The organism is Pseudomonas sp. NFIX28 (assembly GCF_900107395.1).
Classification (GTDB): Bacteria; Pseudomonadota; Gammaproteobacteria; order Pseudomonadales; family Pseudomonadaceae; genus Aquipseudomonas.
On the sequence record NZ_FNPW01000001.1, the window covers coordinates 1 to 24,149 of the forward strand.

21 protein-coding genes are annotated in these 24,149 nt (G+C 64.0%); 4 read left to right on the forward strand and 17 right to left on the reverse strand.

Annotated features, from left to right (window positions below):
* Positions 1 to 193 precede the first annotated feature (193 nt).
* Positions 194 to 1,099: a LysR family transcriptional regulator gene (locus BLV20_RS00005; RefSeq protein ID WP_092295168.1), complete on the forward strand. Its 906-nt coding sequence runs from the start codon at positions 194 to 196 to the stop codon at positions 1,097 to 1,099.
* 53 nt (positions 1,100 to 1,152) lie between these two features.
* Here the strand turns inward: BLV20_RS00005 and BLV20_RS00010 are convergent, their stop codons facing one another.
* From BLV20_RS00010 to tssA, 17 genes are all read right to left on the reverse strand, one after another.
* On the reverse strand, positions 1,153 to 2,412 hold the full coding sequence (locus tag BLV20_RS00010; protein ID WP_092295171.1) for a TIGR02270 family protein: 1,260 nt from the start codon (positions 2,410 to 2,412) through the stop codon (positions 1,153 to 1,155).
* Between the two features lie 61 nt (positions 2,413 to 2,473).
* On the reverse strand, positions 2,474 to 3,388 hold the full coding sequence (locus BLV20_RS00015) for a hypothetical protein (RefSeq protein WP_092295174.1): 915 nt from the start codon (positions 3,386 to 3,388) through the stop codon (positions 2,474 to 2,476).
* A gap of 107 nt (positions 3,389 to 3,495) precedes the next feature.
* Complete coding sequence (locus BLV20_RS00020; protein WP_092295177.1) at positions 3,496 to 4,503, reverse strand: PAAR-like domain-containing protein; 1,008 nt, start codon at positions 4,501 to 4,503, stop codon at positions 3,496 to 3,498.
* A complete protein-coding gene (locus tag BLV20_RS00025; protein WP_092296930.1) occupies positions 4,503 to 5,543 on the reverse strand; it encodes a 3-oxoacyl-ACP synthase in 1,041 nt (346 codons plus the stop codon). The genes BLV20_RS00020 and BLV20_RS00025 overlap by 1 nt, the downstream gene beginning before the upstream one ends.
* Positions 5,540 to 6,652 (reverse strand): DUF2169 family type VI secretion system accessory protein, encoded by a 1,113-nt coding sequence (locus tag BLV20_RS00030; RefSeq protein ID WP_092295180.1) that lies wholly within the window; start codon positions 6,650 to 6,652, stop codon positions 5,540 to 5,542. The genes BLV20_RS00025 and BLV20_RS00030 overlap by 4 nt, the downstream gene beginning before the upstream one ends.
* 15 nt (positions 6,653 to 6,667) lie before the next feature.
* Positions 6,668 to 7,114: a DUF6484 domain-containing protein gene (locus tag BLV20_RS00035; protein WP_092295183.1), complete on the reverse strand. Its 447-nt coding sequence runs from the start codon at positions 7,112 to 7,114 to the stop codon at positions 6,668 to 6,670.
* 160 nt (positions 7,115 to 7,274) lie between these two features.
* Positions 7,275 to 9,500, reverse strand: a complete 2,226-nt coding sequence (locus BLV20_RS00040; protein ID WP_092295186.1) for a type VI secretion system Vgr family protein — start codon at positions 9,498 to 9,500, stop codon at positions 7,275 to 7,277.
* 30 nt (positions 9,501 to 9,530) lie between these two features.
* Complete coding sequence (gene tssH / locus BLV20_RS00045) at positions 9,531 to 12,242, reverse strand: type VI secretion system ATPase TssH (protein ID WP_092295189.1); 2,712 nt, start codon at positions 12,240 to 12,242, stop codon at positions 9,531 to 9,533.
* Complete coding sequence (tssG, locus tag BLV20_RS00050) at positions 12,235 to 13,269, reverse strand: type VI secretion system baseplate subunit TssG (RefSeq protein WP_092295192.1); 1,035 nt, start codon at positions 13,267 to 13,269, stop codon at positions 12,235 to 12,237. The genes tssH and tssG overlap by 8 nt, the downstream gene beginning before the upstream one ends.
* Positions 13,251 to 15,110 carry a type VI secretion system baseplate subunit TssF gene (gene tssF, locus BLV20_RS00055; protein ID WP_092295196.1) on the reverse strand — a complete coding sequence of 620 codons (1,860 nt, stop codon included), beginning with the start codon at positions 15,108 to 15,110 and terminating at the stop codon, positions 13,251 to 13,253. The genes tssG and tssF overlap by 19 nt, the downstream gene beginning before the upstream one ends.
* Positions 15,107 to 15,622: a type VI secretion system baseplate subunit TssE gene (gene tssE, locus BLV20_RS00060; protein WP_038633344.1), complete on the reverse strand. Its 516-nt coding sequence runs from the start codon at positions 15,620 to 15,622 to the stop codon at positions 15,107 to 15,109. The genes tssF and tssE overlap by 4 nt, the downstream gene beginning before the upstream one ends.
* A gap of 163 nt (positions 15,623 to 15,785) precedes the next feature.
* Complete coding sequence (locus tag BLV20_RS00065) at positions 15,786 to 16,229, reverse strand: hypothetical protein (RefSeq protein WP_092295199.1); 444 nt, start codon at positions 16,227 to 16,229, stop codon at positions 15,786 to 15,788.
* Positions 16,226 to 16,657 (reverse strand): type VI secretion system amidase effector protein Tae4, encoded by a 432-nt coding sequence (locus BLV20_RS00070; protein WP_175540129.1) that lies wholly within the window; start codon positions 16,655 to 16,657, stop codon positions 16,226 to 16,228. The genes BLV20_RS00065 and BLV20_RS00070 overlap by 4 nt, the downstream gene beginning before the upstream one ends.
* A gap of 75 nt (positions 16,658 to 16,732) precedes the next feature.
* Positions 16,733 to 17,221 (reverse strand): Hcp family type VI secretion system effector, encoded by a 489-nt coding sequence (locus BLV20_RS00075; RefSeq protein WP_009044340.1) that lies wholly within the window; start codon positions 17,219 to 17,221, stop codon positions 16,733 to 16,735.
* A 97-nt stretch (positions 17,222 to 17,318) separates the two neighbouring features.
* A complete protein-coding gene (gene tssC, locus BLV20_RS00080; protein ID WP_092295205.1) occupies positions 17,319 to 18,812 on the reverse strand; it encodes a type VI secretion system contractile sheath large subunit in 1,494 nt (497 codons plus the stop codon).
* Between the two features lie 15 nt (positions 18,813 to 18,827).
* Positions 18,828 to 19,343, reverse strand: coding sequence for a type VI secretion system contractile sheath small subunit (gene tssB, locus BLV20_RS00085; RefSeq protein ID WP_009049566.1), 516 nt, complete (start codon positions 19,341 to 19,343; stop codon positions 18,828 to 18,830).
* A gap of 55 nt (positions 19,344 to 19,398) precedes the next feature.
* Positions 19,399 to 20,427: a type VI secretion system protein TssA gene (tssA, locus tag BLV20_RS00090; RefSeq protein ID WP_092295208.1), complete on the reverse strand. Its 1,029-nt coding sequence runs from the start codon at positions 20,425 to 20,427 to the stop codon at positions 19,399 to 19,401.
* Between the two features lie 375 nt (positions 20,428 to 20,802).
* On the opposite strand from tssA, the gene tagH reads away from it, so the two are divergent.
* The 3 genes from tagH to tssK all read left to right on the forward strand — a co-directional run bounded on the left by tagH (position 20,803) and on the right by tssK (position 24,146).
* Positions 20,803 to 22,215: a type VI secretion system-associated FHA domain protein TagH gene (tagH, locus tag BLV20_RS00095; protein WP_092295211.1), complete on the forward strand. Its 1,413-nt coding sequence runs from the start codon at positions 20,803 to 20,805 to the stop codon at positions 22,213 to 22,215.
* A 107-nt stretch (positions 22,216 to 22,322) separates the two neighbouring features.
* A complete protein-coding gene (gene tssJ, locus BLV20_RS00100) occupies positions 22,323 to 22,790 on the forward strand; it encodes a type VI secretion system lipoprotein TssJ (RefSeq protein ID WP_092295214.1) in 468 nt (155 codons plus the stop codon).
* 21 nt (positions 22,791 to 22,811) lie between these two features.
* A complete protein-coding gene (gene tssK, locus BLV20_RS00105; protein ID WP_092295217.1) occupies positions 22,812 to 24,146 on the forward strand; it encodes a type VI secretion system baseplate subunit TssK in 1,335 nt (444 codons plus the stop codon).
* Positions 24,147 to 24,149 lie beyond the last annotated feature (3 nt).

Consider the following 24,149-nt stretch of genomic DNA (forward strand, 5'->3'; position numbering starts at 1 on the left):
CTGCGTTGCCGTTCGCAGCCTCGCAAGCTCGGCAGCGGCTACACAGGCATCGCGGTCCCTGTAGCCGCTGCCGCAGGCTGCGATCGGCGGCGTAGTCGTCGTAAACCAGGTGATGTGGTTTTCCAGGTGGAATGAGGCGCCGGAACGCGAAAAAGCCGCTATAAAGCGTTCAGCTGTCAACCAGAGAGTGACAATGAATCCGTTCGAAGATATGCGCATTTTCTGCCAGGTCATGGACTCTGGCAGCTTCACCGCGGCGGCGGATCAGTTGGGCCTGTCCAAGCAGTTCGTCAGCCGGCGGCTGATGCAGCTGGAAGAGCGCCTGGGCGTGCGCTTGCTCAACCGCTCGACCCGGCGCCTGGACGTGACGCCCCTGGGGCAGAGTTACTACGAGTCGGCCTTGCGCCTGCTCGGCGAAGTCGAGCAGGTGGAGCAGGGCATCGCCGGGCAGACCGTCGAGCCCCGCGGCACCATTCGCCTGAGCGCGCCGCTGTCGTTCGCCATGGCCCATCTGGGGGACCTGCTGCCGGCGTTCCTGCAGCGCTATCGCGGGGTCTCGGTCGAGGTCGACCTCAGCGACCGTCCGGTGGACCTGCTCGGCGAAGGCTACGACCTGGCCCTGCGCATCGGCGTGCTGGAAGACTCGACGCTGATCGCCCGGCGCATCGCTTCGATCCAGCGGGTGTATTGCGCCAGCCCGGCCTACCTGGCCGAGCGCGGCACGCCGCTGCGCCCCGAAGAACTGCATGGGCACGACTGCCTGCCTTACGGCCATGGGCGCCAGGTGCAGTGGCGGTTCGAAGGGCAGGGCCACAAGCCCTTGCTGGTCAATGTCACCGGCCGCATGCGGGTCAACAACGGCGAATTGCTCAAGGACGCGGCCATCGCCGGCATGGGCATTACCTACCTGCCGACCTTTATTGTCGAGACGGCCCTGCGCGACGGGCGGCTGGTGTCGCTGCTGGACGCCTTCGAGCCTGCGCCCCTGGCCTTGTCGGCGGTCTATCCGCAGCACCGCCAGGGTTCGCGGCCGGTGCGGGTGTTTATCGAATACCTGCGCGAACAGTTGAATCGCGGCGTGGTGCCGGGAGCACGATAAGCGCTAGGGAGAATGCAGTGCGTTAGCGGGGGCAGTCCGGTGCAGCTGCCTGTTTATCGTCGCCCGAACGCCGCCGGCTCTCCCAACAATGCCTTTTGCCGCCAGGCGGGTGCGCTGGTGGGGAACAGCACTTCGGTCGGCCGCAAGCGCGCGATGCCGCATGCCGCGGCGATCCGCTGGCGTTGCTGGCCGCGGACAAGCGCTTGCCGATAACTGCTTTCGCTCTGTTGCAGCCCCAGCACATAGCCCACGCCCGCCTGGAAATCGCCTGCATGGGCTTGCCACCAGGCGGCGATCAACTGCGGGTCGGGCCAGGGCAGGTTCTCATCGGGGTCCATGACGACATTGGAGTCCTCAGGGTCGTCGTTCGGCCCGGCATCGAAATCCGGCAGATCCTGCAATTCCAGATCGAGCAGCGCCAGGTCCGCGCCGGTCATCAGGCTGAAGGCCTCGCCAGCGACGCGGGCATGCGGCAGGTCGCTCATCTGCTGGATCAGCCAGGGCACGCTGACCGGGTCGCCCAGCAGCCCGACGGCCTGAATGCCGATGCGCCGCTGTTCGGGGTTCTGCATCAACTGGCGGATCCAGGCGATGCTGTACTCGCGCTTTTGCCAGGCCAGCCATACGCAGAGCGCGCGGTACTGGAATTCGCCCGCTTGCTCGGCGAACTGGCGCAGCGGCTCCAGCGCTTCCTCGTCGCCCATCTGCGCGGTAGCCCAGTTGGCCCAGAAGCGGGTGGCTGCATCCTGATGCTGGCGATGGGCGTGAATCGCCGGCATCAGGTCGCGACGGCGCAGCTCGCCGGCAGTACGGGCGGCCCGCGCCAGCACGCTGGGGTCGGCATGGGACAGCCCGGCCAGCAGGGCGGGGCCGGGATCGTGGCGGTGCATGCCACAGGCGGCCAGGCCGAGGCGGCGGAACAAGGGCTCGGGGGAGGCGAGCATGCGCTCGATCCAGGGCGATACCCGCTCCCAGTCGAGCCAACCCAAGGCCGCGGCCATAAAGCGTTCACTGCCCGTATGCAGGCGTACATGCTCGACCAGGATGCCCATGGCTGTCGCATTGTTTGTCTCGAAGGACAACACCGTGGCGGCAAATACCTCGCCCCGTGCGTTGGGGCCCAGTTGCTGCGACAAGGCCTCCAGTCCGGGCAAATCCGCTATGCGCAGACCATCCAGATGGGCTTCGATGCGGTTGTCCAGGGTGGTCAAGTGCTTGAGGTCATAGTGGGGCGCTCGTACGGCATAGTCGCGCAGGCCGGCGAGGAAGGCGGCTTCTTCGGCATGTTGGTCTATAACCTGAGCGATAAACATATGATCGGTCAGCCTCTGAGGCTTGAGTAAGATGAGCAGAATTGGGTAAGCAGTCGAAGCATTAACTCATGATTGTTTGCCATTGATCGTTCTGAATGAGCCCAACAGTGCGCTCGGCAAATGACCATACGCCCCAGTCGCTGCTGCGCAGAACGGTAAATTGCAGATTCTTGCTGTTCGGTATTTTCAGCGCGATGAGGTCTTCCCCCGATACTTTGTCAATCCCCGCAAGATGAGCCGCGTAAATAGAACCGGCATGGGACGCTATACCCCAATAGTGTCGTTCTTCATCGTCATGGTTGAGGACTTGCCACTGGTCGCCCGAGCCAATCAGAACCACGCCATCGCCACCTGAAATTGCATAGTTCTGACCTGCAAGGGGGCAGATGCTGGTTAGGTCGGTATTGGTCGGAATATCCAGCGTTGCCCAGCGTTTGCCGTTGAAGTGTGCGGCATAGCCGTCGGATGTGACGGCAACGAAATCGTTTCTGCTGGTGCCGGCGATGTCTTCGATGGTGACGTAATTGCCCTCGACTCTGAGGGACGGTAGCGCTTCGATTTTCTCATTGTTCAACCAGTAAACTTGCCCGACTGAGCCTGCGCAGATCACATCGCTGCCAATGATGCGTATCCGCCGTAACGGTCCTTTGTCGTATACCGGCAGGTTTGGAAACAGCGTTCGGGACGCGCCCAACTCATCCTTGGTTGCAGGGCGCTTCCAATTGAAACGGACAATGGTGCCGTTCTCCCCTAATACATAGGCGAGGCCGTCGGCGCTCGCATCGATCGACAATATCGCTTCGCCGGCCAAGGAAAAGTCGAGCCAGAGGTCACCCTTCTTAACACCTACTCGGTTCTTGGGGTCGTCATAGTCATCGCCAACAGTGCAAGCGAGGATGAAAACATCGGGTGTGGGGCTTACGCCTTCCTGGATAAAGGCATCTTGGATGAATTCGGAGTCTGAAATGTCATTCATGGGCGGCTTCCTTTATTAAGAATCTGTCTCAAAGTTGCTGCGGTTTGGCGATCCTTCTGCGCTTTTATCCTTGCCTGCCTCGCGAGAGCCGAAACAGGTTCCGAGCATCAGGTTCGCATCGGTCGGCGCGGCTGTTTGGCTCGTGGTAGCGGGTCGTTGGGGCCTACGGTCAAACTCATCTTGGCGTGGCCTGTATCCAATTGTTTTTTCAAACACTTCTCATCACACCCTTCTGCTCCGCGTGGCACTTTCACTTTGCCCACCGCTGATTTGGCTCCCACAGCGCAGCCCACGGCCAAGGTGTAGGTTTTGTTTTGATTGGCAGGGTCGTTCAGCCAATTGTTTCGCTCGACGGTGTAGTTGCAGCCAACCTGGCCGTGTTCCGTGCGTTTTGAGTGGCTGGTTCCTTCCACGCACAGACAGGGCGCTTTGTTGGAAACGTAATTGGTTGCGGCATCCGGCGCTCCACGGCCTTCGTGAGCCACGAACTCTTTGGAGGGTAAGAGGTGATGCCCCGTCATTTGTTTTCCGTCGGAACCGTTGCAACAGCGATTCGGCTCCTTCGGCATGACCAAGCATTTGCGCGCCTTGCAGCATTTGGCGCTGTAGTCGGTGGCGCCCGTGCAGTCGCTTTTAATCTGTTTGGCCATCCCGCGGCAGGGGTGTCTGGCCTTATCCATGGCTATCGCGTCTGAGTAGGGCCAAGGCCCGGTGTTCGAGGTCGAGCCGTGGTTATGGGTGGTCAGGTCGAGATTACGGACCACGTTTTCGCCCTCGAACTTCACATTCATCGACCAAGCGGTGAAGTACACTTTTCCCTTGATTTTGCTGGTGATCACCCCCTTTTTCGGCGCGCATCCGGCCTCGTCGCCGTAACTGGTCTTGAAGTAACTCTTGTCCTTAAGCATCACCTCTTTTCCGGTAATTTTTACTGTACGCGTGCCGTTGGTGGTGTCCTTGGCCATGCCGGTATTGGGGTAGGGAATGGGCACTCCCGTCGGAGTCGGCGGCGTCTGAGGCGGGGTAAAGCAGACATCGGGGAAACAAGCGATGGATTTCCCATCCGCCGCCTTGCAGGAAACTTCCATATTGTTGGCATACACCTCGTTGCCCATCAGGCGGCCCTCACGGTCTGATAACTGAGCAGGGCGGCGGCGCGTTGGCCGGCGTCGTTGCCGAGGTGGCAGAAGATATTCGGGCCTTCGCCATAGCCCTTGCGGCTGGCGGCCAGGGCCACGGCGAGCATCGCCGGGCCGATGGCGGCGCCGGTTTCGCCGATGCAGTCGGCGGGGTGCCAGAGGTGGAAGAATTCCTTGCGCACCCGCAGGGTGCGGCTCAGGGCCAGGGAGGCTTCCTTGAAGTAGTACTGCTCGCCGGAGAGGTCGGTGAGCCGATAGTCCATCTGCTCCAGCCCGCAGCCGGCTTCGCTCAGGGCCGCGCGCACGGCCTGGGTCAGGCCGTCGGCGCGCAGCGGAAGGTCTTCGGCCTCCACCGTGGCTTTTTCCACGCCGAACCCCAGGCCGATGCAGGCCAGCTGCGGTGCTTCGCTGGCGGTCGGGGCGTTGACCAGCACGGCGGCGGCACCTTCGCCGGGGATAAAACCATTGGAGTTCTGGCTGGTGAGCAGGCGTTCGCGCTCTTCGAAAGCGGCCAGGGTCGGGCCGCTGAGGAAGGAGTCGACGCCGGCGATCAGCACGTGGCGATGGCCTTGCTGGTAAATCAGTTTGCGCGCATTGAGCAGGGCGACCGCGCCGCTGACCCGACCACGGGCAATGACATTGGAGCTGCCATGAAAACGCAGGCCCAACTCATGCTCAATGTCGTGCAGCAGGCCCAGGTCCAGGCCGTCGAGACGGCCGGGGCGGTCGGCCTCCGCCACCCCGAGCAGCAGCGGGGTGTTCTCCGGGTCGACGCCCGGCGTGCCCTGCAGCGCCTCGGCGATGGCCCGCGCCGCCATCTTGACCAGCTTGCTGCGCCCGCGCCAGGGCTGTTCCAGGGGCACGCTGGCAGCGATCAGCCATTCGCCGCCGCGGTCGATAAAGCGGGTTTCCTGGAAGTTGTCGATGGCGCAGCGGATCGCCGCGCAGCTCGCGGGGGCGCTCAGGCCTACGGCGCTGACCATGCCGGAGCCGATGATGCACAGCGCGGTCATCAGGGCGTCTCCTCGGGTGTGCGTTTGGCTTTCACCAGGGCCGACAGCGACGGGTAATAATCCTTGCCCAGTTCGCGGGCGCGCCACCAGCCCGTGGACATGCTACCCACCAGTACCTGGGCGATTTCGAACAGGTTGCGTTGTAGCGGACGGGAGACACGCCAGGTCAACTGCACCTGGCACGTGTCGGTGTCGATCAGCAAGGTGTCGATCACCGCCTGCACGGTTTCATGGCCGCCTTTTTTCAGGAAGAAGGTCACCGGCACCTCCATCTGGGGAATGCGAAAGCCCGCGCGCTCCTGGGGCGTGAGGTTGAGCAACAGCACATCCTCGCCACCGCGCAGGTAGTGGGTCTGCTGATCCTCGGGTGCCGCCTGAAAGTAGCGCTGGTCGAAATCTGCCGGCAGAAAGGGAAAGCAGTCGGCCAGCCAGGCCTCGTCGTAGGTGCCGGCGAAGCGGGCGCGTTGTGGCCAGCCACGGCCGAGGGGGCCGAGGGCCATGGGGCGGAAGTCGCCAGAGGGACTGTCGATCGGTTTGCCCAGCTCCTCGGTGCTCGGCATCGGCATGCCGACGATGTCGGCACTGTCGGCGCTGCGCGGATACCAGCCGCAACCGGTCGGGTTGTCCAGGTAGCAGTGACGCAATTGGGGGTCGTTGGCGATCGGATGGCTGCCGCCAAACGCCCGGGCGTAGGAGATGTCCTGCTCGGTAAACGGCTGCGGCAAGCCGGGAGCAACGCCCAGCAGCCCCGATTGCCATTGCCGTGGACCGAGGACGGAAAAAGCCTTGCTCATCCGCCCGACGCGAATGCCCGCGGTCAGCTGCGTCACGGGGCGCCCGCCGGGGGCGTAGGCCTTGCCGCGCACCAGGACATCGCAGCATGGTTTGACCGGGGCGAAGTCCATTTCCTGCAGCGGCGCGCTGAGGCCGGGCTCGCCGAGGAAGGTGTCGGCCATCAGCAGCGGTTGCTGGGTATCGGCGAGGGTGGCCGCGCGGCCGTCCAGGGGCAGGTTGAACGTGCCTTTGGCCACCACCACCAGGGATTCGCGGCCATCGGGCGCCAGGCCCTGGGTATAGGCCGCAAGCAGTTGGCTGGCGTTGAGCAGTTCCATAGGCCGGATACCTGTCTAGTTGATCTGCACCGAACCGCCCTTGATGCGGTTGACCCCGCTGGAGCGGCTGGACAGGTAGGCGCCCTGGATGATCACCTTGCCCGCGCGGGTCAGGGTGATGCTGGCCTTGCCGCAACGCAGCACGATCTCGCGTTCGGCGCTCAGTTCCAGGCACTGCTCGTCCAGCCGCACGTGGGCGACGGGCTCGGGCGCGGCATCCGCGCCGAGCAGGCGGCCGATCACCAATGGGCACGCCGGGTCGCCGCCTTCGAACATCAGCGCCACCTGGCCGCCGATATCCGCCGGCCCCAGCCGCGCGGTGCAACGGGCAACGACGCCGCTGGCATCCGGGCAACCCGGGTAAACGACCCTGGGCGCACTGGCGTGCGGCAGCTCGAGCAGGGTGCCGATGACGACAGCGTCGATGCGGGCCTGGGCGGGTAGCGGGTGTTGAACCGTCATATACATACCTCCACTGTGCTGGCTCTGTACGAAAAGTGGCTGCGCTCGGCCATGCTGCGTTAAAAACAGGCTCGGAATGCTCATTTAGGCCCCTAAACTCCGCTTCCTCGCCTGTTTTTGCCTTGCCTGACCTTCGCTCGCCGACTTTTCGTACAGACCCCTAGTTCTGCAGGATCTTCTGGCCTTTGACGACGACGTTCCTGTTGGCCTTGATGTTGATGGCGCCGGAGCCGTCGATGGTGATGTCCTTGCCGCGAATCATGATGGTGCCGTCCTTCTTCATGGTGATGCTGGCCGCGCCCGTGGTCAGGGTGATGGAGTCGCCGGCGGTGAGGGAGAAGTTCTTGCCGACGTCCAGGCTGTCGTCCTGCTGGATGTTGGTGGTGCGGTTCTGGGTGACGTCGCGGGATTCGTTCTGGCCGATCTGGGTGCTCTGGTTGCCGTTGATCTCGATACCTTCGTTGCCCTTGACCGTTTCGTTGCGGTTGCCGGTGATGTCGATGGTCTCGTTGCCGCCCACGTCCTCGGTGCGGTTGCTGACGATGGTGATGGTTTCGTTGGCACCGACCTTTTCCGTGCGGTCCGCGCCTATGGTGATGGTCTCGTTGTTGCCCACGTCCTCGGTGCGGTTGGCGCCGATGGTGATTTTCTCGTCGCTGCCGACATCTTCGGTACGGTTCACGCCGATGGAGATGGTCTCGTTATTGCCGACCTTTTCCTTGCGATCCACGCCGATGGTGATGGTTTCGTTGTTATCGACGGTTTCGGTGCGGTCGTGTTTGACGTGCACGGTTTCGTCGTTGTCGATGGTCTTGCTGCGGTCGTGGCCGACCCAGTGGGTCTCGTCGTTCTCGACCTCGATGTCCTGGTTCTTCTCGGCGTGGATGAACAACTGCTCCGCGCCTTTCTTGTCCTCCATGCGGATTTCATTGAAGTTGGCGGGCGAACCCTCCTTGCTCGAGCGGCTTTTCACCCCGCTCTGGGTGGCATTGGCCGGCAGTTCGTAGGGCACGGTCTGTTCGGCGTTATAGACGCGGCCGGTGATGATCGGGCGGTCCGGGTCGCCTTCGAGGAAACCGACTATCACTTCCTGGCCGATCCGCGGGATCTGCACCGACCCCCAGTTCTTGCCGGCCCAGGCCTGTGACACGCGCATCCAGCAGGAGCTGTTCTCGTTGGATTGGTCGTGGCGATCCCAATAGAAATGCACCTTGACCCGGCCATACTGGTCGGTCCAGATCTCCTCGCCAGCGGGGCCCACCACCCTGGCGGTCTGCGGCCCGCGGACAATCGGCAGGGGCGTCAGGGGCAGGGGGCGGAAGGCCTGGCTGGCATCCATGCAGTCCAGCTCGCTGGTGAACTGCTCGGCCAGGTCCAGTTGCCCGCTTTCATAAAGCTCCTGGCGGATCTGATAGCGGGCGACCACCACCAGGTATTCGCGATTCTGGTCGGCGCGCTCGTAGCCGGTCAGCTTGAACAGATGCCCGCAGCCCAGGCCACGCGCCCGACCGCGCAACTGCACGCGCTCGAACTGGCTGTGAATGGCCTGGATACGGGTGCGTGCGTAATGCTCGCCATCCTTGCTCTGGACGTATTCGCCCGGGTAGTCGTAGAGCGGATGGTCGCCGTTGCTGTGGCTGCGCGACACGCTGGAGCGCACTTCGAGGCTGGCGCCGGGGCGCTGGAAGTCGTAGTCGTTCAACGCCAGCGAGCCCGGCTGGACTTCCCGCGCCAGTTGCCAGTCGTAGAAGTGGTCGCGCTCGCGCATCTGCTGATCGGGCGGGTAGAAGGGCACCGAGGCGTAGTCGGCCACCGTCGAGTGGGCGCCGTAGGCGTCGGCCAGCACCAGGACATGCCGCGCTTTCTCATGGCGGAAGTAGTAGTAGATGCCTTCCTGCTCCATCAGCCGGCTGAGGAAGTCGAAGCTGGTTTCGCGGTATTGCACGCAGTATTCCCACTCGCGGTAAGTGCCGCTCAGGTTGTCTTCGAAATCGGAGAAACCGAGGTCGCGGAACACCTGCTTGATGATGTCCGGCACCGTCTTGTTCTGGAAAATCCGGCAGTCCGAGGTGCGCGTGAGCAGCCAGAACCAGGGCCGCAGGCTGACCCGATAACCGGCGAACTGGCCGTGGCCGGTCAGTTGCCGGCAGCCGCAGGCAATGCCATGGAAATAGCGTTTGCCGCCGCCGTGCAGCTCCAGGGTCAGGCCCATCGGCTTGCCCAGCAACTGGTCGAACTTGATCGCCCGGTCTTCGGACGTGAGGTCCAGTTCGTAATGGAACAACCGCCCCAGCTCCTCGCTGCCTTCCATGCCCTGCAGCAGCAGGACCTCGCCGCCGAGGGGGCTGTCGACCTGCACCAGGCGGGTGCTTTGCGTGATTGCCATAAACGGCTTCCTCCGGCTCGCGTTCGGGCGTCAGTCGGTATGCGGGTCGAATGCGTAATGCAGCGCATTGTCCCGCTGGCTGATGCGCACGCCCGCCAGCGGCTTGCCCTCGAGCATGCGGGTGAGAAACTCCCGGCTCATATCCGGCAACAGGGTATTGGTCAGGATGGCGTCGATCATCCGTCCGCCGCTCTCGATCTCGGTGCAGCGCGAGACGATCAGGTCGACCACGCTGTCGTCGTAGGCGAAGGGCACCTTGTGCCCGCTTTCCACGCGCTGCTTGATCCGTTCCAGTTGCAGGCGGGTGATGGCCTTGAGCATTTCGTCGCTCAGCGGGTAGTAGGGGACGGTCACCAGGCGCCCGAGCAGGGCCGGCGGGAACACCTGGAGCAACGGCTCGCGCAGCGCCTTGGCGATGGCATCGGGATCGGGCAGCCGTTGCGGGTCGCGGCACAGGCTGGCGATCATCTCGGTGCCGGCATTGGTGGTGAGCAGGATCAGGCAGTTCTTGAAATCGATCAGGCGGCCTTCGCCGTCCTCCATCACCCCCTTGTCGAACACCTGGAAGAAGATTTCGTGCACGTCCGGGTGGGCCTTTTCCACCTCGTCCAGCAACACCACGCTGTAGGGTTTGCGCCGCACCGCCTCGGTCAGCACGCCGCCTTCGCCATAACCGACATAGCCGGGCGGGGCGCCCTTGAGGGTGGAGACAGTGTGGGCCTCCTGGAACTCGCTCATGTTGATGGTGATGATGTTCTGCTCGCCGCCGTACAGCGCCTCGGCCAGGGCCAGGGCGGTTTCGGTCTTGCCCACGCCCGAGGTACCGGCGAGGAGGAACACGCCAATCGGCTTGCTGGGGTTGTCCAGCCCGGCGCGCGAGGTCTGGATGCGCTTGGCGATCATCGCCAGGGCGTGGTCCTGGCCGATGATGCGTTTTTTCATGTGCTCGTCGAGCCTGAGCACGGTGTCGATTTCGTTACGCGCCATGCGCCCGACCGGAATGCCGGTCCAGTCGGCGACCACCGCGGCCACCGCCTGGTAATCCACCGTGGGCAGGATCAACGGGCTTTCGCCCTGCAAGGTGGCGAGGCGGCTTTGCAGTTCGCCGAGCTTGTCGCGCAATGCCGTGCGTTCGGCTTCAGCCAGGCGCGGCGATGCAGCGCCGGCCTCGCCGCTGGTGTCGTCCAGCGGTTCGGCGGCGGCGCGCAGGGTGGCGCGGGTCGCCAGCAGTTCATCGACCAGGGCTTTCTCTTCGCTCCAGCGACCTTCCAGGGTCGCCAGGCGTTGGCGTTCCTCGCAGAGGGCCGCCTCGACCTCCTGCTGGCGAGTGCCGATGGCGATGCCAATGGCCTGCTCGCGGCCGATGATCGCCAGCTCGGTGCTCAGCGCCTCGATGCGTCGGCGGCTGTCGTCCACTTGCGCCGGTACCGCATGCAGGCTGATGGCGACCCGCGCGCAGGCGGTGTCGAGCAGGCTCACCGATTTGTCCGGCAACTGCCGGGCCGGAATATAACGGTGCGACAGCTTGACCGAGGCCTCCAGCGCCTCGTCGAGGATCTGCACCTTGTGGTGCTGCTCCATGGTCGAGGCAACGCCGCGCATCATCAGGATCGCCTTGGCCTCGGACGGCTCGTCGACCTGCACCACCTGGAAGCGCCGGGTCAGGGCCGGGTCCTTCTCGATGTGCTTTTTGTATTCGGCCCAGGTGGTTGCCGCCACGGTGCGCAGGGTGCCACGGGCCAGGGCCGGCTTGAGCAGGTTGGCGGCATCGCCGGTACCGGCCGCGCCGCCGGCGCCGACCAGGGTATGGGCCTCGTCGATAAACAGGATGATCGGCCTGGGCGAGGCCTGCACATCCTCGATGACCTGGCGCAGGCGCTGCTCGAACTCGCCCTTCATGCTCGCGCCGGCTTGCAGCAGGCCGACGTCCAGGGTGCGCAGTTCGACGTCCTTGAGGCTCGGCGGCACGTCGCCGGCGACGATACGCAGGGCGAAGCCCTCGACCACCGCGGTCTTGCCGACCCCGGCTTCGCCAGTGAGGATGGGGTTGTTCTGCCGGCGGCGCATGAGGATGTCGACCAGTTGGCGAATCTCCTCGTCGCGCCCGACTATCGGGTCGAGTTTGCCGCTGCGGGCCTGTTCGGTGAGGTCGACGGTAAAGCGCTTGAGCGCCTCCTGCTTGCCCAGCGCGCTGGGCGCCAGGGCGCCGCTCGCTTCGCCCGGCGCGGCGGTGGCGTTGAAACCGTCACTGGCGGCCAGGCCGTTTTCCGGCGAGTCGCCGAGGTATTCGTCGAAGCGCTCGATCAGGTGCTCTACCTTGATCTTGTCGAACTCGCGGGAGATGGCCGAGAGGGCGTGGCGCAGGCTCGGTGTCTTGAGCATGCCGACAATCAGATAGGCACTGCGCACCTGGCTCTCGCCGAACAGCAAACTGCCATAGACCCAGCCGCGCTCCGCGGCTTCCTCGACCTGCAAGGACAAGTCAGTGATCGAGGTCGAACCACGCGGCAGGCGGTCCAGGGCGTCGGTGATATCCCTGGACAGGCGCGCCGGGTCGAGGCTGAACTGGCGGACCAGGCGATGCAAATCAGAGTCCTGCAATTGCAGGAGCTGATGCAGCCAATGCACCAGTTCCACATAGGGGTTGCCGCGCAGTTTGCAGAACACGGTGGCGGCTTCGATGGCCTTGTAGGTCGGGCTGTTCAACTTGCCGAACAGCGCGGCGCGGCTGATCTCACTCATGATCGCTGCTCCTTGAGGGGGTGGTATGGCTGGCGTATTCGCGGGCCAGCAGCAGGTCGCCGGCATCCGTCGGCGGGCTGCCGAGCCAGGTGTCGAAGCCCAGGCGGGTCTGGCCGTCGAGATCGATGCGCGGCACTTCCTGGTGCCGCAGCAGCAGATTGACTTCCCAATCCAGCTCCTCGCCCTGGTACTCGGCGACCCAGGCGGCCAGTTCGCCGAAGCTTTCCTGGCCGGGCAGCAGGCGGCGGTATTGCTCCAGGCTCAAAGGCCCCAGGCGGATGCGGAATTTATGCTGGCGATCCCAGACGTGGGTGCCCAGGCTCAGGTCGCTGCCGAGCGAGCAGAGCGCCACGCCCAGCTGGCTGCGCTGCGGCAACTCCAGCCACTGGCCGACGTATTCCTCGATGCTCACCGGCACGCCGAAATAGTCTTCCAGGATCGCGCGCAAGCCGTCCGGGTAGCGGGTTTGCGCCGCCAGGTGGCCGGTGAAGTGGTAGCGCGCCGAGTCGGCGATCGGGCCCTGGCCGAGCAGGCTGCTCATGCCCCGCCCGGACAGCGCGGCCAGGCGCATCGACCAGTAGTCGTGGTCGGGGCGGTCATGGCTGACGGTCGGCCGCGCCTCGGCCCAGGCGCGGTAGAACAGGCATAACAGGCGGTGATTGAACACGTCGAGAAAGCGCGTGAAGCTGGCGTCGTCGTTGTTGCGCTGGCGATCGCGGGCGTATTCGGTCAGGTGCAGCGGCAGCGGGCCATTGGGCCCGGTGAGGCCGAAGAAGAACTGCTCGATGCGCGGCGCGGCGCCCTCGGGGCCGGTCTCGATGCTGGCCAGGGTCGAGGGGGCGAAGCCGCAGTCGGGTTTCTGCCCCAGGCGCAGCGGGTCGTCGTGCAAGCGCAAGGAGTGGCCGATGCGCGGCCAGTCGCTGGCCTCGCACTCGATGCGCCGTAGCGCCTGGAAGAAGTCGTAGGCCCAGGGCTCGTCGGTCATCCGCTCGATGCTGTGCAGCGGTTTCAGAGGTTCGGTCGACATCCGGGGTGCGCCTGCCATCGCATGATTTCGCCGCGCTCGGTGGTGCGCAGTACGGTTTCGGTGAAGCTGTTGATCGACACGTAACGGGCCAGGAAGCGCTCGAACACCGCGCCCAGCAGGTACACGCCGGTGCCGCGGAAGGCGTTTTCGTCGAACTCCATGCTGATCTCCAGGCCACGGCCAAACACGATCGGTCCCGGCATCGGCAACCGGCGGGTGCAGGGCGTGCTGCGCACCTGGCGCAGGCCTTCGATTTGCAACTGCAGCGCCGAATCGCCGGGGTCGCCGTACAGGCGCAGCAATTCGCGCAGCGCCGCGGCCCCCTGGCCCTGTTCGCTCAGCGACAGGTAGTTCAGCGACAGCTGGCTGATCAGCCGCCAGGCGCTGGCATCGTGCGCGCGGCTCGGCCGCGGCCGGCTTGGCCCGGCCAGGCAGCGCACGGCCAGCACCGGGGCGCTGTCTTCCAGGGTGAAATCGCTTTTGCCCGTCCCCACCGGCATCAGCAGCGGCAGGTCGCGGTTGGTGCACAGGGCGCCGAGACCGAGCTGGCGCAAGTCGTGGCGATAGGGCGCCTGGTTGACATCCACCAGCGAGACGAAGGTTTCGCTGCCGATATAGGTCGAGCGTGGCCCGCGTCGCCGTTGCTGGCTGGACAGGCGACGCGGCTCGCGGCGGAGGATGTAGTAGGCCTGCTCGCGGCCATAACGCAGCGGGTCGCGGATCGCATAGAACGGCTGGAACGGCTGCTCGGGGCCGCTGCCATGGCCGGTGACCTGGGTCAGGGAATGGATCTCGAAATCCAGCGGCCGGGTGCGGTCGGCGATCACCTGGTGCTCATGCACCCGCTCGCTCAGGTGAATGCGATCGGTGCGGCGTGGAAACAGGTTCACCGCCGGGGTGCAGAAGGGCAAGAACTGGGCCGCCGATACCGTGCCTTCCAGGGTGCTGTCGAGGCGATCGAACAGCACCACCAACTCCAGTTCCTGGCTGGTGCAGCGCTGCACACCGGCGCTCAGGCCGGTGAAGTCGACGAACAAAAAACGATTGGGCAGGGCGAAATATTCCTGCAGCAGGCGATACCCCTGGAAGGCCCGGGGCACCACGGGTAGCACCGCGTCCTGATCGTCGAAGCCGCGGGGTTTGAGGCTCTCCACGGGCAAGCGCTCGACCCAGTCGCCATCGACGCTCTTGATAAACACCGCGCAGGCGTTGCCGAGCAACTGCTCGTACAGACGAAAAGGTTGTTCGTCGGCGCCATTGAGGTAGAGCGGCAGGCTGTCCAGCGCCAGGGCGTTGAACGGCAACCCGGCACCACAGCGCAAGCGCAGGCGCAGCCCGGCCTTGGCCCTGGGTTCGCTGGCGGCCAGTTGGCCGAGGGTCGCGGCTGGGTTGCCGAAGTATTCGGCATGGCCGACCTGCAACGGCCACAGCGTCACGGCATGGGCGCTACGGTATTCGCAGGCGGTCTGCTCGCCATGGCCGAGCTGGCCGCGCAGGGCGGCCTGGCGTTCGACCGTGAAGCCGCTGGTCAGTGAGCCCTCGTTGGGGTCGGCGAGCAGTTGAACCACCACCACCGAAGGCGTCGGCGCCAGGTAGTGGGGGTAGGCGATTTCCAGCAGATTGTGGGTGAAGGTCGGGTACTCGGCGTCCAGCTTCAGGTGGACCCGCGCGCTCAGGTAGGCGAAGCCCTCCAGCAGGCGCTCGACATAAGGGTCGGCGCATTCGATGCCGGACAGGGTCAGGCGGCTGGCGATCTTGGGGAACTCATGGGCGAACTCGGCGGCGCTCTCGCGGATATGCTGCAGCTCCTGGTTGTAATACTCGAGCATGCGCGGGTTCATTGGCGTCTCCTGACGGGTTCGGCCGGCGTCACCTTGACGTGCCCGGTTTCCAGGTCCAGGGCGGTGCTGAGCAGCAAGCGCAGGGGCACCGGCTCGGCCCACAGATCGCCCTCGATCTCGAAGCTCAGGGCGTTGTGACTCATGTCATTGCCGTCGAGTCGCGCGCGAACCTTCAACGAGCCTTTGAGGATGCGCGGCTCGAAGGTGGCGATGGTGTCGCTGAACAAGGCTTCGATGGCCTGTACATCGACACTCGAGGCGGTATGTCCGGCCAGGGGCGGCAGGCCGAAATTCAGCACCGAGTTGCCCGCCGGCATCTGCGCGGCCTGCTCCGGATCGAACAGCACGCAGGTGTTGAACAGCCAGGCCAGATCGCGCAGCACGCAAGCTTTCAGCTGGGTCAGCGACATGACGCGGCGCTCGGCGGCTTCTTTCGGGTTGTGCGGATCATCGTCGGTCAGGCGATCGAGCAACGAGGGTTGCAGGCGTTCTTGCAGGGTCAGCTCGGCCATCTTCAGTTATCCCTGTCGGCGCAGCCGAGGCTGCGCAGTTGATCCCGCAGGGCCCGGAAGGCGCCGCCCAACTGACCTGCAGACATCGGCTGTTCGGCGTTCATGGCCATCTCCTTATTCGCAGGTTTAGTTCGCAGGCTTCGAGCCGAGCCCTGGCGTGCGGTCAAGCGTCGGGTTCGAACAGGCCGATAAACATTTTCTCGTCCCACTGGAAGGGCGGGCAGGCCGTCACCCGGCTCACCGCCGACGAGGCTTCCAGAGTCTGGTCGGAGCCGCTGCGTATCGCCTGGATCTCGGTGCGGCAGTCCCGACTGGGCGAGGGCAAGTGCTCGCTGCTTTCCACCAATATCACCTGGCGTGTCCCCACCTGCCTGGTGCGCAGGGTGCCGCTGGGGTCACGGTGGAACTGGCAAGGCCATTTCAGGCTCAGGTCGATGCCGGGCTGCTGCGGGACCAGCACGCGACAGTTGCCATTGCGCTCTTCCAGCAGCAGGTCCCGGGCCAGGAAGCGCGCCTGGGTGGCGTTATCGGCCGGGTTCTGCGCGCAGGCGGGCAAAATCAAACCCGCCAGGCCTGCGACGATAAGGCGAAGCAGGCGCTGACTCATGACAGCTCCCAGAACCACACCTGGGCGGAGTGGTTGGCCGGGTCGTCGTAGGTCTTGGTGAAACCGCGGCTCCACAGGTCGATATGATCGCCGACCGCGCGACTCTCGCCACTGCGGGTAAAGCAATCCTTGAAAAAAATGATCCCGTTCTTCTCATTGAGCTGCAGCTTGGCCTTGGCCGCGTCGGTAAAGATGCTTGGCCGGCCCAGATGCTGTCGCCACAGCCAGTTCGCCAGCGACTCGGCGCCGCGGGCGTGGCCGTGGCTGCAGCGCGGCTCCGAATAGGTGTGGCCATCCACAAGGATGCTTCGCTCGGCGTTGAGCGTAATGCTCAGGCGGATCGCGCATTGATTTTCCCAACCGCCATCGCAAGGCTGGCTTTCAGTCGGGTAGTTGTTCCACAGATTGATGAACGCGGGTCTGGCCATCATCGAACCTCCTGTTGCGCCGTGGCCCCTGGTACAAGCCGAGCACCCTGCGGCAGGGCTGCAGGGTGGCTGGCGTCACACCTTGACGTTTTGGCGGATGTTCCAGCCGTACTTGACCGGGCCGCCGTCCTTGGAACCGTCCTGCTTCTGCGGTTGGTAGTCGACCAGCACCTGGCCGAAATTCAGCGCGATGTTTTCGGTCAGGCGATCCGCGCCGCCGCTGCCGCCGGTGCCGATCGAAGACACCAGGACCTCCTTGAGGGTGATGGTCAGGTACTCGACCGGATCGTCGCCGCCGGCCTTGCGCACCGTCAGCTTGGCCTCGTCGTAATGCTTGCCGCTGGAGCAGGCCATCATCAGGTTGGGGGAGGATTTATCCACCCACTTGGTCAACGTCAGGTCATGGATATTGACCTTGCCGGCACCGCCGCCACCGCCCACATGCATGTTGCCGGACTGGGCCATGGCCCAGCTCCAGGAGAGCACGTCGATCTCCTCCTTGTGGTTCTTGTCCTGGGACTCGCCCTTGACGTCGCCGATCTTGATAAACATATCAACAGCCATCATGCCTCCTTGAGTGGTCTACACCACTGTGCTCCAGCGATTGGCCACGCTGTGTTGCAGTGCACCCGCCACCACGGCGAGTGCCACCGGGGATGGATCAAACCGCCTTGGCGGATGGAAGTTTGGATACCAGCCGCAGCGATACCGTGAGCCCTTCGAGTTGGTAGTGCGGGCGCAGGTAGAACTTCGAGCTGTAGTAACCGGGATTGCCCTCGACCTCTTCGACCACCACCTCCGCCGCGGCCAAGGGGTGTTGCGCCTTGGTGGTTTCGGTGGAGTGGGCCGGGTCGCCGTCCACGTAATTGAGAATCCAGTTCTGCAGCCAGCGCTGCATGTCGTCCTTTTCCTTGAACGAGCCGATCTTGTCGCGAACGATGCACTTCAGGTAATGGGCGAAGCGGCAGGTGGCGAACAGGTAGGGCAGGCGTGCCGCCAGGTTGGCGTTGGCGGTGGCGTCGGGGTCGTCATATTCGGCCGGCTTCTGCAGCGATTGCGCGCCGATGAAGGCGGCGAGGTCGGTGTTCTTCTTGTGCAGCAGCGGCATGAAACCGTTCTTCGCCAGCTCCGCCTCGCGCCGGTCGGCGATGGCGATTTCGGTCGGGCACTTCATGTCCACGCCACCGTCGTCGGTCGGGAAGGTGTGCGTCGGCAGGTTCGGCACCTCGCCGCCGGACTCCACGCCGCGAATCCGCGAGCACCAGCCATAGAGCTTGAACGAGCGGTTGATGTTCACCGCCATGGCATAGGCCGAGTTGGCCCAGGTGTACTTGGAGCTGTCGGCGCCGTTGGTTTCCTCCTCGAAGGCGAAGGCATCCACCGGGTCGGTCTTGGCGCCGTAGGGCAGGCGGGCGAGGAAGCGCGGCATGGTCAGGCCGATATAGCGCGAATCCTCGGAATCGCGCAGCGAACGCCAGGCAGCGTATTCCGGCGTGGTGAAGATCTTGGTCAGGTCGCGCGGGTTGGACAGCTCCTGCCAGGAGCCCATGCCCATCACCGTCGGCGAGGCCGCGCTGATGAAGGGCGCATGCATGGCCGCGCAGACCTTGGCCAGCTCGCCGAGCAGCTCGACGTCCGGCGACGACTGGTCGAAGTAGTAATCGCCCACCAGGCAGCCGAACGGCTCGCCGCCGAACTGGCCGTATTCCTCTTCGTACATTTTCTTGAAGATCGGGCTCTGGTCCCAGGCGGTGCCCTTGAACTTCTTCAGGGTCTTGTGCAGGTCGCCCTTGGCGATGCTCATCACGCGGATCTTCAGTTGCTCGTCGGTTTCCGTGTTGTTGACCAGGTAGTTGAGGCCGCGCCAGGCGCTTTCCAGTTGCTGGAAGTCGGCGTGATGCATGATCAGGTTGACCTGCGCGGTGAGCTTGGCGTCGATCGCGGCGATGATCGATTCGATGGATTTGATCGCGTCGTTGGAGATCAGCTCGGTCTTGCTCAGGACCTGCTCGGCCAGGGTGCGCACGGCGCTTTCCACCGCCTCGCGGGCGTGCTCGGTCTTGGGTTTGAACTCTTGCAGGAGCAGGGCGGCGAAGTCGCTCGGTGCGGTCGCGGCGTCTGCCTGGGCCTGCGGGTCTTTCATCAATTCGGCCATGGTCTGCATCCTCTGTCAGGCTTGCGGCTCGGGTTCGGTCGGTTTTGGCGCGCTGGCCAATGCCTGCAACAGCGCGGGGTCCTTGATCGCCTTCATGATCATGTCCTCGGCGCCGGTCTTGCCGTCCATGTAGGTCAGCAGATTGGCCAGCTGGGTGCGGGCTTCGAGCAGTTGGTTGAGGGCATCGACCTTGCGCGCCACCGCGGCCGGGCTGAAGTCGTCCATGCTCTCGAACGTGATGTCCAGGCTCAGGTTGCCTTCACCGGTCAGGGCATTGGGCACATTGAACGCCACCCGCGGTTTCATCGCCTTGAGCCGCGAGTCGAAGTTGTCGACATCGATCTCCAGGAACTTGCGGTCGGCCACCGCCGGCAGCGGTTCGGCGGGCTTGCCGACAAGGTCGGCCATCACCCCCATGACGAAGGGCAATTGCACCTTCTTCTCGGCACCGTAAAGCTCTACGTCGTACTCGATCTGCACCCGGGGAGCACGGTTACGGGCGATGAATTTCTGGCTGCTGGTGTTAGCCATTTTTCCTCCTGCGCTGCCTATGCGGCTGTGTTGGATGGGCGTCGGTTAAGCGTTCTCACTCGGACTGTTCACCTTCAGGCCCGCGCAATTTTTCGAACTGGGAAAAGCCGTCCGGAATCAGGTTGCTCACGATGGTGGCGAAATCCGCGCTGACCAGGCTTTTGGCGCGGCTCAAGAGCACTGGCACCGGGCTTGAGGGCTCGTGCCTGACGTAGTAACCGAGGATGCGGTCGAGGCTGCGCAGCACATCGTCGCGGCTGACGATTTCGCCAGCGATGCGCGGCGCGGCGGCGACGGGGGCAGTGGACATGGCTGTATCGACAGGCTCGCCGGCCTGCGCGGCAGCGCTGGAAACACCCGGTTGCGGGGCGTGCTCGGCGATGATTTGCACGGCATGCCGAAGCAGTTGCTTGATCGTGCCCAGGTCCGCGCCGCGCGCGGAGCCGACCCGTTCGTTGACCTCGCGCTCTATGGTCAACAGCGTGCCATGGGCATCGTTCAGGGCGGCGCGGCAGGCCTCGAGCTGTTCGCCCGCGCAGTCCTGAAAGGCCGCGCCGAGCTGGTCCGGGCTGAGGCTTTCACTGGCGAAGCGTTGCAAGCCGGCGGCATTCAGCGCGGCCCGCAGGCCGATGCTGCCAAATGCCCGCGAGCTGATCAGCGGCATGCTCCAGAGCAGGCGAATGACCGGCTCGGCGTTGAGGCCGGCGACGGCGTTGATCCGAAAAGTGGGGTCATTGCCGTCCTCTGCATCCAGCTTGGGATGCAGGTCGTCCCAATACTGCGCGAGCAACTGCTGGATCAGCTGCAACCCTTGCACCAGGCCGGGCAAGCCTTGCAGGGCAATGGCGCTTTGCAGGAAGTAGTTGGCGATGCGCAGGTCTTTGCTGCGCGTGAACAGCTCGACGCAGAGGTCGCGGACCTGGCGCCATTCCGGCGGCGTGGCGGGTAACACGGCATCGCCCATCTGCCGTTCGGGCTGGCCTTGCGCGGCGCGTTCAAGCTCGAGAAAGGCGGTGTCGTACTCGAGGTCGCCGCCACAGGGGGAGTCAGGGGAAATGGTTTCCAACAAACGCTGTACATCCATCACGGACGTGATCTCCATATCGGCCCGGCAATCGACGCCCGGTCAGGGTGAGCGCACGACTAAATCCCTTTTCCTGCGGATAAGTGTTCTATCCAGAGCCACTGTTTGGCGTCATTTCTGAATTCAACAATTGACCTGAAGTTTTAGCTCAGTTCAATTGTTGTCAAGAAACTCTCCGACCAGTGGGGAACATGTTTGAAGATAGGCGGTCGCAGGCCGGTTTTTTAGTTTCTTTTGTTATAGGGGTTATTTGAAAAAATCGAATATAAGCGCAGGAACTTTGGCGACACCGAAATCTTTTAGGGGGCTATACTCGGTTTGCACTCGCTGGCATACAAGCGGTTGTTATTGAGCAATACCGTACAAGGAGTTCTAATGCCGCTGCGTTTGACAATCACCAGTTATCACAAGCTGACTCCCGGCCAACGCGCGGAGTTCGAGCTTGATCGCGGTGAGCTGAAAATCGGCCGCAACCCCGAGAACGACTGGATACTTCCAGACCCGGAGCGCCTGGTGTCCGGCCAGCATTGCGTCATTCAACTGCGTGACGGCACCTACTACCTGACCGACACCAGCACCAATGGCGTACAGCTGGTGAATACCGGCGTGCGCATGCACCGCGGCAACAGCGAACCCTTGCGCGACGGCGAACTGTTGCGCGTCGGCGAGTACGACATCCTGGTGCAGATCAACGGCGCGCCACAGATCGTCAACGACGCACCCGGGATGAGCGATCCCTTTACCGGCTTCGATGCGCTGCTCAAGCGCCAGGCGGCCGGCGAGATTCCCGGCGCAGCGGCGGCGCCCCCCGGCAGGGTACAGATTCACGCGGGCGGTTCATCCCTGGACACCAAGCCCGACCTGTTCGATTTTCTCGCGTCCCCGGCCGTTCCCCCTCCGGCCCAGGCCGACCACGTGCCGCCCGAACGCCATGATTTTCGCCCGCCTGAGCCACAACGCCCGAGCGCGCCTGCGGCCAGCGAAACCGGCGCGGCACCGGCGATCCCGGCGGATTGGGACCCCTTCGCCGAGCTGGGCGCACGTCCGGCGCCGGTGGCGCCGGCCACTGTGCAAGCCACCACGCAGGCCCAGCCGCAACCATTGCCAGCGGCATCGGAGAATATTCCCGGCAGCGCACCCGAACCGGCCGTGCAACGGGCCGCGGTTGCGCCTGCGGCGCCGGCAAGCGGGGGCGACAATGAGCAGGTGCTGGAAGCCTTTCTCAGGGGCGCGGGGCTCGAACAATTGCGTATCGACAGAGGCGAAACCCGCGCGCAAATGGAGGCCATCGGCCGCAGCTACCGGCATATGGTCGAGGGGTTGATCGAGGTGCTGCGCGCCCGTGCCAGCCTCAAGGGTGAGTTCCGCATGACCCAGACCATGATCCGCCCGGTGGAGAACAACCCCCTCAAATTCGCCCCCAATGTCGATGAGGCGCTGCTGTTATTGCTGCGTTCCGGCAACCAGGCCTTCATGCCGGCCGACCAGGCGATCAAGGAAAGCTTCGACGACCTGAAAGCGCATCAACTGGCGGTCATGGCGGGCGTGCAAGCCTCGATCAAACACCTGCTCGAGCGTTTTCAGCCAGCGGTACTGGAAGCGCGTTTAAGTCAACCTTCGGCTATTGGCGCTTTGCTGCCCGGTAGACGTCAAGCGCAATACTGGGAGTTGTTCACGGAACTCTATGCGAGCATTTCCAGGGAGGCCGAAGATGATTTCGAGGATTTGTTCGGGCGCGAATTCAGTCGTGCCTATGAAGAGCAAAATATCAAGTTGCGAAAAGGCTGAGCGCCATCGGTTAGTTGCATAAAGGCTAATGGCTACTAAATAGTGAGTTGATCTTGTTGGGCGATCGGTAGTTTCGATTTGGAATAATAAGCGTCATGGAGGACGACATGCCAAAGTTCTTGTTGTTCGCAACAGTACTACTGCTGACTGCCTGTGCTTCGAGTCCGCCGCCGCCTACTCCTACTGTCGTGGTCATGCATATCCAGGCCGCTGCCGATCTGAATCTTTCGGCGGGCGGCCAGGCGACGCCGGTGCGGGTGCGTTTGTATGAGTTGAAGAGCGGTGGAGCTTTCAGCCGCGCCGACTATTTCTCCCTGGTGAATGCCACCGGCGCGACCTTGTCCGCGGACCTGGTGGCGCAGGACGAATTGCTCATCCAGCCGGGTCAACGGCTGACCCTGGAGCGCACGCTCGACGAGCAGAGCCGTTTGCTCGGCCTGGTGGTGTCCTACCGTGAACTGGACAGCGCCGTGTGGCGCCAGATGGTCAATATCCCGAGCAATGAAACCACGCCATTGACGGTTTCCCTGAAGGCCAGGGCGATCAGCGCGGCAGCCACGAAACCTGCGAACTAGTCCTGTCGAGGAAGCCAGCCCATGTCCTGGAATAACCGTGTGGTGTGGTCCGAAGGAATGTTTCTGCGGCCGCAGCATCTCCAGCAGCATGATCGCTATATGGAAGCCCTGATCGATGGCCGTTGCCGCCCGTTGAGCGCCGGCGGCTGGGGGTTCTCCGAGCTGCGCATCGACGAGTCCCTGCTCGGCCAGGGCAAGGTGGCGATTGTCAGCGCGCGCGGGGTGCTACCCGATGGCACGCCTTTCGACATTCCCGGCGACGATCTGCCGCCGCCGCCACTGAACGTCAACGACAACCTGCGCGATGCGCAGGTCTTCCTCGGTTTGCCGCTCAAGCGTGCCGGCAGCCGCGACACCGTGGGGGAGGGCGAAGCTCCGGGCGGTGCGCGCTATATCAGCCAGGTGCGTGAGGTGCGCGATGACAACGCGGCCTTCGAGAGCCGGGCATCGCTGGCGATCGGCGGCAAAGCCCTGCGCCTGCTGACCGAGCGCGACGGCCTCGGCGAATATGCCTGCCTCGGTTTGCTCCGGGTCCTGGAAAAACGCGCGGACAATGCCGTGCAACTGGACGACGACTATATTGCGCCGCTGCTCGATGTGGCCGCCTCCAGCGTGCTGGCGGCCTTTCGTAGCGAGCTGCAAGGGTTGTTGCACCAGCGCGGCGAGGCCCTGGCCGGTCGGGTGGTGGCCTCGGGGGCCGGCGGCGCCTCGGAGATCGCCGACTTTCTGCTGCTGCAACTGGTCAATCGCGCCGAGCCCTTGCTCAGCCACCTGGCCCGGTTGAGTCCCTTGCACCCGCAGGACTTCTACCGCGAGGCGGTCTGCCTGGCGGGGGAGTTCGCCACCTTTTCCACTGCCGGGCGTCGCCCCAGCGACTACCCGGCCTATGCCCACGACGACCTGGCGAGCAGCTTCGCCCCGGTGATGCATGACCTGCGGCAAGCCTTGTCGATGGTCATCGATACCCGCGCCACGCCGATTCCCATCGTCGAGAAATCCTACGGCGTGCATGTGGCGATGCTGGCCGACAAGAGCTTGCTGGAAATGGCCAGCTTCATCCTGGTGGTGCGGGCCGAGGTACCGGCCGAAACCCTGCGCACGCATTTCCCCCAGCAGGCCAAGATCGGCTCGGTGGAACACATCCGCGACCTGGTCAATCTGCAGTTGCCCGGCATCGCCTTGCTGTCCATGCCGGTGGCGCCGCGGCAGATTCCCTATCACGCAGGTTCAAGCTACTTCGAACTGGACCGTGGCAGCGAACACTGGAAGCAGTTGACCCACTCAGGGGGATTCGCCTTTCACATTGCCGGCCAGTTCCCGGGCCTGAACCTGGCCTTTTGGGCCATCCGAGGATAGTTC

Coding starts and splice junctions, on each gene's coding strand:
- tssC (WP_092295205.1), bottom strand. CDS start 18,812: ATGGCCGAATTGATGAAAGACCCGCAGGCCCAGGCAGACGCCGCGACC.
- BLV20_RS00075 (WP_009044340.1), bottom strand. CDS start 17,221: ATGGCTGTTGATATGTTTATCAAGATCGGCGACGTCAAGGGCGAGTCC.
- BLV20_RS00035 (WP_092295183.1), bottom strand. CDS start 7,114: ATGACGGTTCAACACCCGCTACCCGCCCAGGCCCGCATCGACGCTGTC.
- tssF (WP_092295196.1), bottom strand. CDS start 15,110: ATGAACCCGCGCATGCTCGAGTATTACAACCAGGAGCTGCAGCATATC.
- tssE (WP_038633344.1), bottom strand. CDS start 15,622: ATGGCCGAGCTGACCCTGCAAGAACGCCTGCAACCCTCGTTGCTCGAT.
- tagH (WP_092295211.1), top strand. CDS start 20,803: ATGCCGCTGCGTTTGACAATCACCAGTTATCACAAGCTGACTCCCGGC.
- BLV20_RS00040 (WP_092295186.1), bottom strand. CDS start 9,500: ATGGCAATCACGCAAAGCACCCGCCTGGTGCAGGTCGACAGCCCCCTC.
- BLV20_RS00020 (WP_092295177.1), bottom strand. CDS start 4,503: ATGGGCAACGAGGTGTATGCCAACAATATGGAAGTTTCCTGCAAGGCG.
- tssB (WP_009049566.1), bottom strand. CDS start 19,343: ATGGCTAACACCAGCAGCCAGAAATTCATCGCCCGTAACCGTGCTCCC.
- tssH (WP_092295189.1), bottom strand. CDS start 12,242: ATGAGTGAGATCAGCCGCGCCGCGCTGTTCGGCAAGTTGAACAGCCCG.
- tssG (WP_092295192.1), bottom strand. CDS start 13,269: ATGTCGACCGAACCTCTGAAACCGCTGCACAGCATCGAGCGGATGACC.
- tssK (WP_092295217.1), top strand. CDS start 22,812: ATGTCCTGGAATAACCGTGTGGTGTGGTCCGAAGGAATGTTTCTGCGG.
- BLV20_RS00030 (WP_092295180.1), bottom strand. CDS start 6,652: ATGGAACTGCTCAACGCCAGCCAACTGCTTGCGGCCTATACCCAGGGC.
- BLV20_RS00010 (WP_092295171.1), bottom strand. CDS start 2,412: ATGTTTATCGCTCAGGTTATAGACCAACATGCCGAAGAAGCCGCCTTC.
- BLV20_RS00070 (WP_175540129.1), bottom strand. CDS start 16,657: ATGGCCAGACCCGCGTTCATCAATCTGTGGAACAACTACCCGACTGAA.
- tssA (WP_092295208.1), bottom strand. CDS start 20,427: ATGGATGTACAGCGTTTGTTGGAAACCATTTCCCCTGACTCCCCCTGT.
- BLV20_RS00065 (WP_092295199.1), bottom strand. CDS start 16,229: ATGAGTCAGCGCCTGCTTCGCCTTATCGTCGCAGGCCTGGCGGGTTTG.
- tssJ (WP_092295214.1), top strand. CDS start 22,323: ATGCCAAAGTTCTTGTTGTTCGCAACAGTACTACTGCTGACTGCCTGT.
- BLV20_RS00015 (WP_092295174.1), bottom strand. CDS start 3,388: ATGAATGACATTTCAGACTCCGAATTCATCCAAGATGCCTTTATCCAG.
- BLV20_RS00005 (WP_092295168.1), top strand. CDS start 194: ATGAATCCGTTCGAAGATATGCGCATTTTCTGCCAGGTCATGGACTCT.